The organism is Paracoccus sp. SSK6, assembly GCF_039770665.1.
In the GTDB taxonomy this organism is placed as follows: Bacteria; Pseudomonadota; Alphaproteobacteria; order Rhodobacterales; family Rhodobacteraceae; genus Paracoccus.
Genome location: NZ_JBDPNJ010000061.1, coordinates 1 through 4,523 on the forward strand (window position 1 = coordinate 1; position 4,523 = coordinate 4,523).

The 4,523-nt window shown below is 61.8% G+C and carries 5 protein-coding genes and 1 pseudogene; 3 read left to right on the top strand and 3 right to left on the bottom strand.

Annotation, left to right across the window (positions count from 1 at the left end; genetic code table 11):
* A partial coding sequence (locus AAIL68_RS17115; RefSeq protein ID WP_347140976.1) for a siderophore-interacting protein occupies positions 1–1,071 on the bottom strand: 1,071 nt, incomplete at its 3' end.
* A 325-nt stretch (positions 1,072–1,396) separates the two neighbouring features.
* Between AAIL68_RS17115 and AAIL68_RS17120 the strand changes: the two are divergent.
* Positions 1,397–1,954, top strand: a pseudogene (locus tag AAIL68_RS17120) (recombinase family protein).
* A 38-nt stretch (positions 1,955–1,992) separates the two neighbouring features.
* Here the strand turns inward: AAIL68_RS17120 and AAIL68_RS17125 are convergent.
* On the bottom strand, positions 1,993–2,394 hold the full coding sequence (locus AAIL68_RS17125) for a four-helix bundle copper-binding protein (protein ID WP_347140977.1): 402 nt from the start codon (positions 2,392–2,394) through the stop codon (positions 1,993–1,995).
* Positions 2,395–2,500: 106 nt separating this feature from the next.
* Positions 2,501–2,773, bottom strand: a complete 273-nt coding sequence (locus AAIL68_RS17130; protein WP_347140979.1) for a metal-sensitive transcriptional regulator — start codon at positions 2,771–2,773, stop codon at positions 2,501–2,503.
* 167 nt (positions 2,774–2,940) lie between these two features.
* Between AAIL68_RS17130 and AAIL68_RS17135 the strand changes: the two genes are divergently transcribed.
* On the top strand, positions 2,941–3,552 hold the full coding sequence (locus AAIL68_RS17135) for a cytochrome c (RefSeq protein ID WP_347140981.1): 612 nt from the start codon (positions 2,941–2,943) through the stop codon (positions 3,550–3,552).
* Positions 3,553–3,566: 14 nt separating this feature from the next.
* A complete protein-coding gene (locus AAIL68_RS17140) occupies positions 3,567–4,430 on the top strand; it encodes a DUF305 domain-containing protein (protein WP_347140983.1) in 864 nt (287 codons plus the stop codon).
* Positions 4,431–4,523 lie beyond the last annotated feature (93 nt).

Below are 4,523 nucleotides of genomic sequence, written 5' to 3' on the forward strand. Positions count from 1 at the left end.
AGCTGAACTGTGATGCGGCTCCTCCGCCATCTCGCCCGCCATGCCGCGCCGCCAATAGGCTGCAACCATGTGCCGGTCGCGCGGCATCTTCCAAATCGAACGGACGTGGCGGCGGATGTCGCGGAATGCGTCGAACTCGCATCCGGCCCAGACATACAGATCGTCGGACGGCTGCCGCCGGGCAAGCGCCTCGATCAGCAGCCGCTTCGTGCCAGGCGCAGCGCCACGCCGATGCAGCCACTCCACGGGGCCGGCGAGAGCCTGTTCATCCTCGGGGCCATCCACCTCGATGATCGCCTCGCAGATGGTTCCGGGCGATGCAGCCTCCAGCATGCGGGCGATGGCCGGCAGCGCCGTCTCGTCGCCCAGCAGAAGCACCCGTGGTGCCTGGGGGATCGCCCCGCCGCCCGGTCCCAGCAGACCCGCCACATCGCCCGGGCGGCATGTCGCAGCCCAGCCCCCGGCCGATCTCTCAGCAGTGGGATGGAGCACGAAGTCGATGTCGACCTCGCCCCGCGCCAGATCGACATGGCGGATGGTATAGACGCGCACCAGCAAGCTATCAGGCCCGGTGGGGAAGCTCAGCGCACCACTTGCCGTCAGCATCGGCCACACAGGCGGCAGGTTTGCTGGCCGATCCTCCGGAGGCAGGAGCAGACGGACGTGAAGCTCATCCAGCGGCAGGTCTTCCAGGTCCGGAACAGAGAAGGTGACCCTGTGCATGGTGGGGGTCAGGCGGCGCGATGCCGTGACGCGGACCTCGCGGAAGAACGGCGGAACGCCATGGGACTGTCCGTCGCCCTCCCAGTGCAACTCTACCTCCTCTGCGAGATACTCTCGGATATGATCCACGAAGATCAGCTTCATGTAGCTGAGGCCGATGGGGTTGACGCCTCTTGCCTCAACGAGAAGCGCCTCACCGTCCCACCGCGCCTCGAAGCTGCCCAGCGGGATCTGCATCCGCCACGGACCCGCCTCCGTTCCCGTGATGTATTCTGGATGATCGGCCGCGAAGCGGAACATGGCAGCGGCGCCGTGGGGATGGTCAAGCCGGGTATTCGCGTGCAGCATGGCGTCTCGGATGCAGGAGGTCTCTGGCTGCGCAAAGCGTGGCTGGGGCTTGTGTAGCGCACGACATCGCCGACGGATAGGCCCTCTTCTGCCAGCAGAAGTTGACGGTTACATAGAAGCGGCACTTGGAAAGAAGACAAAGTGTCCGTTTGTCCATCCTTAATCGTACAATGAAACCAGGGCATTCCAAAGAACGCTCCGCTTTATGGAAGATGAGCGGACTTGCCCGAAAACTATCCTAACAGCGGGTAATTGGACATTTTGATTTCCGGACGGCTTTGCGGCTCGTCAGATGCTCCGGCGCACTCTTTTCTGCTGGAGACCCATGTCCCTTATTGGATACGCCCGCGTCTCGACCGCCGAGCAGGATCTCGCCCTTCAACTCGACGCCCTCCGTGCTGCCGGAGCAACCCGCATTTTCGAGGATCGCGGGGTGTCCGGCGCCAGGACCGAGCGCCCTGGGCTAAACGCGGCGCTATCGTCCCTGTGGACGGCGACGTTCTCGTGGTTGGAAACTTGACCGCCTCGGCCGGTCGATGGCGCATCTGCTTCAGACCGTCGCCGACCTGGAAGATCGCGGCGTGGGTTTTCGGCCGCTAATCGAAAACATCAACACCCACTACTCCCACGGGGCGGCTCGTATTCCACCCCTTCGGGGCACTTGGCCAGTTCGAGCGGGATCTGATCCGTGAGCGGACGAATGCTGGGCTCACGGCGCCGCAGCGAGGGGACGAAAAGACGGCCGCCCGATGACGGCCACGCCCGAACGGCTCGCCTCCTCCGGCCTTACAGTCGCGAAGCTGTCGCACGCGAAAAGGTCGGCAGGTCCGCCCTTTTCGCGTCACTAAAGAACGACGAAGTAAAAAATGATGGAAACCAGTAGCTCTGGCGCCTGCGCTTCAGAGCGGCCGCTCGGTAGATTCAGCGCACTTCTTCAAGAGCTGCCTGACAGGCTTCGGCGCAACGTTTGCAGGACTCGGCGCAGATCCGGCAGTGCTCGTGCTTCTCTGCATGACTCTGGCACTCGTCGCCGCAACGACGACATGCCTCAGCGCAGGCCTGAATAGCGGCTCGAAGAACCTCGATATTGGATCCGGTGCGCCTGGACGCCATCGCTCCCGTCGCGGCGCAGATGTCGGCACAATCAAGGTTGAGCCGGATGCACTGCCGGAGTTCGGCAACCATGTCTTCCGCCAAGCACGCGTCAGCGCACGAAGTGCAGGTCTGTGCACAGCCGTATGCTTCTTCAATGAACTGGATGAGCCGGTCGGCTGTGCTGCCCTGAACATGAGGATGGGTGCTTATCATTTCGCGGACGTGCATATCGGTTCCTTCCGTTTAGTTTTGGGTCTGTGGAACATACAGGAGGGGGGTAATGTTCCAGTGCCCGACACGAAAAGGCTACGCCCTCGGACCAGCTGGGTTGTAACTATCTGCAGACCTTTTCGAAAATGCTCACCAGTTCTCGGAACTTCTGGCGCTGTGCGTCGGCGTCATTCGAGGCGATGGCTCTCTCGACACAGTCGTCTGCATGGTCCTGCAGGATCAGGACCTCGACCTGCGCCAGAGCCGAGCGGATAGCCATTGTCTGGTTGAGGATATCAACACAGTAGCGATCCTCCTCGATCATCCTGATGACGCCACGGACCTGCCCTTCAATGCGGGCAAGCCGGTGAAAGGCTGCTTGTTTACGCTGGTTCATACTTCGCTGATCTCTTTTAGCTCAGGTCAAAAAACGTTGGGCGGGTTCAAAAGTTGCGGGAACATCCACGGCTTCGAGGTGTTTGGACCGGAAACCCCACGGGGGTATTGAAGCGCGTTTCGGAGCGATCCTCGCCTTCATACCGAACGAATGGACGGGAGAGCCAAATGACAAAGAAGTTTGGATCTGGTCTCGCATTGGGCATCGTCGGGACAGTTCTTGTCGCAATCGCCATCTGGCTGACCATGGCCTACACAGGCGCCTACAATGTCGCCGCTTCGGACCCTCATTCCGATGCCGTACGTTGGACGCTCGACACCACGATGCACCGCTCCATCGAGCGCCGTGCAGGGAAGGTGGAGCTTCCGCAATCCTTCCCGGATGCATTGGTGGCCGAGGGCGCGACTCATTATGCCGAAAGCTGCGTCCACTGCCATGGGGCACCAGGCCAGGAGCCGACGGACTGGTCGCGTGGGATGCGGCCCGAGCCGCCACATCTGGTGGAAGCGGCTGCGGAATGGAGGCCTGAGGAGATCTACTGGATCGTCGAGAACGGTATCAAGATGAGCGGGATGCCCGCTTTCGGCACCCACCATGGGCCGGAGGGGATCGCGGCGCTGACCGCCTTTGTTACGCAACTGCCAGGACTCACGCCCGATGATTACCGCGCCCTGACGGGCGGCGGCACTGCATCCAGTTCGGAAAATGCGCCTGCAGCGCCGCAGTCGCCGGAGGCGACAGATGAGAGTGGGCCAACGCCTGCCGCGCCCGCAGACTGAGGAGAAGAACATTCATGTCCTATATCCGCTTCGGCCTGATGATCCTCACCTCGACAGTGGTGATGTTCATCCTGATGTATCTCAACACCTATGCCTGGGAGCACGTCTTCTTCTCGGAAACGCGAACCTACATGGCGATCATGATGGGCGCCACCATGGCGGTCATCATGCTGGCTTACATGCTGGGGATGTATGACAACAAGGCCCTGAACATCGCGATCTTCGTCGGGTCGGTGATTGTCTTCGCGCTGTCGCTCTGGCTTGTGCGCAGTCAGGTCACGGTGTCAGGTCCAAGCTACATGCGTGCCATGATCCCGCACCATTCGATCGCCATCATGACCTCGGAGCGCGCGCAGATCCGCGACCCCCGCGTTCGCAAGCTTGCCGACGAGATCATCGAGGCGCAGCGGCGCGAAATCGCGGAGATGCGGTACCTCATCGGGAAAGTGTCAAAGGGCAACACCGTGGAGAGCATCTATCGCGACCCGCCGGCCGAGCCGGGCACGGTTGAGGACGCCCTGAACAATACCTTGATCTCCTCGCTTGATCTTGCGCCCATGCCGGAAGCCGAAGCCGATCGGGTGCTTGCCGCTGCTGGCCGCTGCACCTTCAACCGCAGTCCGGAAACCGATCCCGTCCTGTGGGCTGCCGAGGACGGCAGCGGGGCGGCCATGAAGCTGAACGGCGTGCTTGTCAGTCTGGAAGCAAACGGCGACCCGCAGTCCGGCGCTGTAGAATTCTCGGCGCCAGGAACAACCATCTCGGTGCTGTCGCTCGGCGACGAAGCGGACTGGCGCCAGAATGCCGAACTCGTCTTCAGGCTCGATCAGGGGTTCGAGGTCGGCTACCGCGGCTTTTACAGCTGCGGAGCAAGCTGATGACAGGGAAAATCTGAACAGCGCAGAAGCGACGCCCACCTTGATATTGGGCGGTCAAGCCCCACATTCAGCACGTCTGCCCCGCGGCAGCCA